Annotated in this window: 5 protein-coding genes; 1 reads left to right on the top strand and 4 read right to left on the bottom strand. The window is 61.5% G+C overall.

Translation table 11 applies throughout. The features are described from left to right. Window positions 1-151: 151 nt before the first annotated feature. From B5F27_RS15955 to B5F27_RS15940, 4 genes are all read right to left on the bottom strand, one after another. Window positions 152-559: an arsenate reductase ArsC gene (locus B5F27_RS15955; protein WP_087369033.1), complete on the bottom strand. Its 408-nt coding sequence runs from the start codon at window positions 557-559 to the stop codon at window positions 152-154. 5 nt (window positions 560-564) lie between these two features. Continuing rightward, the gene (locus tag B5F27_RS15950; RefSeq protein WP_087369032.1) at window positions 565-888 is read right to left on the bottom strand and encodes a thioredoxin family protein; all 324 of its coding nucleotides are present in this window, start codon (window positions 886-888) and stop codon (window positions 565-567) included. A gap of 18 nt (window positions 889-906) precedes the next feature. Beyond that, on the bottom strand, window positions 907-1,908 hold the full coding sequence (locus B5F27_RS15945; protein ID WP_087369031.1) for a permease: 1,002 nt from the start codon (window positions 1,906-1,908) through the stop codon (window positions 907-909). A gap of 123 nt (window positions 1,909-2,031) precedes the next feature. Then, window positions 2,032-2,358, bottom strand: coding sequence for a metalloregulator ArsR/SmtB family transcription factor (locus B5F27_RS15940; protein ID WP_087369030.1), 327 nt, complete (start codon window positions 2,356-2,358; stop codon window positions 2,032-2,034). Between the two features lie 356 nt (window positions 2,359-2,714). Between B5F27_RS15940 and B5F27_RS15935 the strand changes: the two genes are divergently transcribed. Continuing rightward, the gene (locus tag B5F27_RS15935) at window positions 2,715-3,191 is read left to right on the top strand and encodes a peptidylprolyl isomerase (protein WP_087246011.1); all 477 of its coding nucleotides are present in this window, start codon (window positions 2,715-2,717) and stop codon (window positions 3,189-3,191) included. Window positions 3,192-3,360: the final 169 nt, after the last annotated feature.

Here is a 3,360-nt window from a genome sequence, read left to right as displayed (position 1 = left end):
TCCAAACGAAAGCAGGAGTGGCTCCGCTAACGCTCCGCCACTCCTGCTGAATCCTAATCTCCTACACTTGGGGCTTTTTTGTACTGTCCACACAATTTGGACCGGTTCAGGTTTGCGGTCGGTTGGGAGGGGGCGTTTTGCGGTTGGGGGGTTAGAGTCCGGCTTCCAGCTGGGCTTTCAGGTCCAGGATGCGGGCGTGAATCCGGGCGATGACGGCCCGGAACACCTGGTCGCTCTGGCCGGTGGGGTCCTCGAGGCCCCAGTCCTCCCGGCGGCGGCAGGGCAGCGCCGGACACTGGACGTTGCAGCCCATGGTGATGACCACATCCACCGGGGGCAGCTCGGACAGCAGCTTGCTGCGCTGGGTCTGCTCCATGTCGATGCCGTAGATCTCTTTCATCAGCCGGACGGCGTCGGGGTTGATCCGGGGCTTGGTCTCGGTGCCCGCCGAATAGCTGTCGAACACGTCGGCGGCCAGATGGCGGCCCAGGGCCTCGGCAATCTGGCTGCGGCAGGAATTGTGGACGCAGACAAAGGCGACTTTGGGCTTGGTCTCCATGGCAATCACCCTCTGGCTTTCTGGATCAGGGCCTTGATCTGGTCCCGGCTGGGAACCTGGCCGTAGGACGCCACCTTCCCGTCCACCACCAGGGCCGGGGTGGACAGAACGCCATAGGCGGCGATCTGGGCGAAATCGGTGACGTGGCCCACCGGCTCGTCCATGCCCAGGTCGGCCAGAGCGGCCCGGGTGGTATCCTCCAGGGCGTGGCACCGGGCGCAGCCCGAGCCCAGCACCAGAATGCGGGCGTTGGTGTCGGCCTGAGGGGCCGAGCAGCTGCAGGAACAGCCGCAGGCGGATGCTTCTTTCTTTTTGTCAAACAGTCCCATACAAGTTTACCTCCTGTGTCAGATGAAAAGAATGGACAGTGCGTTGAAAAGGTAGCCGGCCGTTACAATGCCGGCGGCGCAGACTCCCACAAACAGGGCCAGCAGCCGGGGCTTGACGGCCTTGCGCAGCAGAACCAGAGAGGGCAGAGACAGGGTGGTGACCGCCATCATAAAGGAGAGGACGGTGCCCAGCTGAGCGCCCTTGGCCAAGAGCGCCTCGGCCACCGGGATGGTGCCGAAAATATCGGCGTACATGGGGATGCCGGCGGCGGTGGCCAGCAGAACCCCCAGAGGACTGCTGCTGCCCAGCAGGGCCTCCACCCAGCCCTCGGGAATCCAGTTGTGAATCCAGGCGCCGATTCCCACGCCCACCAGAATATAGGGGAAAACCTTTTTCCAGGTGGAGACCATCTGGCCCCGGGCATAGAGCAGGCGGTCCCGCTGGGTCAGGCTGGGGGCGTCCATCAGGGCGCCCGGCGCCGCCCGGACAAAGGGCTCGATGTCGTCCTCCATGTGGAGATGCTCAATGGCGGTGCCGCCGGCCACCGCAATGGCCAGGCCCAGCAGCACATACAATACCGCCACCCTGGCCCCGAACATGCTCATCAAAAGCAGCAGGCTGGCCAGGTCCACCATGGGGGAAGAAATCAGAAAGGAGAAGGTAACCCCCAGAGGCAGCCCGGCGCTGGTGAAGCCGATGAACAGCGGGATGGAGGAGCAGGAGCAGAAGGGGGTCACGGTGCCCAGCAGGGCGGCGATGAGGTTGGCGCCGATGCCGTGGAACCGGCCCAGAATCTTCCGGCTGCGCTCGGGCGGGAAATAGCTCTGGATGTAGGAGATGCAGAAGATCAGCACACAGAGCAGAATGGTGATTTTCAGCACATCGTAGAGGAAGAACTGGACGCTGGCCTCGAGACGGCTGGACAGGTCCAGCCCCAGAGCTTCCAGTCCCCGGCCGATGGCGGCGTTGAGCCATTTCATGCCCAACACCTGGTCCTGTAAAAATGTCCCGATACCCATAAGAATACCTCGCTTTGCGGATAATTCATCAAAATATTTTGATGTGTAGCTCCGAAACAAGCGCCATTCCATCGAATGGCGCAGGTGCGGACAAGATGCAGAGGGCCGAGTACGCCCGGCGGCTCACTCCCTGCCCCGGCGGCAGGCGCAGCCGGAGCTTTGGGCTTCGGCGTCGGGGGTGGTGAGCCGGCGCAGCAGGTCCAGAGCGGCCTCCCGCCCTTCCCGGCTCAGCCGGTAATGGGTCCATTTGCCCTCCTGACGGCTCTCCACCAGGCCGGAATCACAGAGGATCTTCATGTGATAGGACAGGCCGGACTGGGTCAGGTCCAGGGGCTGCTGCAGGACGCAGGCGCACTTTTCCCCGGTGCGCAGCTGTTCCAGAATGGCCAGCCGCTTGGGGTCGCACAGGGCCTTGAACACCCGGGCCTGCTGCTGATACAGTGTTTCCATAGCCGTATTCCATCCTCACAACATATCAAAAAGTTTTGATGGATGCAGTATAGCCCAAAACCGGCGGCCTGTCAACAGGGAAAAGAAAATTTTCCTGCGGGCCCGGTCCGGGGACCGGATTTTGGGGGCGTTCATAGGGATTTCATGAAGGGTTTACATTTTTCTCTCTTTCCATGAGAACGAAAGTATGGTAAAATGTCGATAGGGTGCCCGCGTCCTTTTTTCCTGGCCGGATGGGAGATGGAAAAGCCTGTGTGTGGTTTTCCCGGCGGGAGACGCGGGCTTTGGTATCTGTGCCCCGGGGCGTCTGGGACGTTGAACGCCGGGGCCTGCGATGAAGGAGTAGGAGAAGCACTATGGTTCGTATTACTATGGAAGACGGCGGTGTCATCGACATCGAGCTGGACAAGAAGGCCGCCCCCATCACCTGCGAGAACTTTGAGAAGCTGGTGAAGTCCGGGTTTTATGACGGCCTGACCTTCCACCGGGTGATCCCCGGCTTTATGATTCAGGGCGGCTGCCCCCTGGGCAACGGCACCGGCGGCCCGGGCTGGAAGATCAAGGGCGAGTTCCTGGCCAACGGCGTGGCCAACCCCATCCGCCACACCCGCGGCGTGGTCAGCATGGCCCGTGCCGCTGACCCCAACAGCGCCGGCAGCCAGTTCTTCATCATGCACCAGGATGCACCCCACCTGGACGGCCAGTACGCAGCCTTTGGCCACGTCACCGCCGGCATGGATGTGGTGGACCGGATTGCTTCGGTCCGCACCGACTGGAACGATAAGCCCGCCACCCCCGTTCGGATGAAGAGCGTGGTCATCATCGGGGAGTAACTTTCCCTGCGGGCCGGAAAACCGGAACAGAAAAAACACAGCGCCCCCGTTCAGGCCCAGTGAACCGCTCCAGTAAAAGTAGACAATGAAAAAAGAAGGCCTCCTGTGGTAGAATAAAACTACTACAGGAGGTTTTTGCTATGCCCAGAAAATACAGCCACATTCAGGA

The organism is Faecalibacterium sp. An192, from assembly GCF_002160175.1.
Taxonomy (GTDB): Bacteria; Bacillota; Clostridia; order Oscillospirales; family Ruminococcaceae; genus Faecalibacterium.
This window is presented reverse-complemented; position numbering and strand designations above follow the sequence as displayed.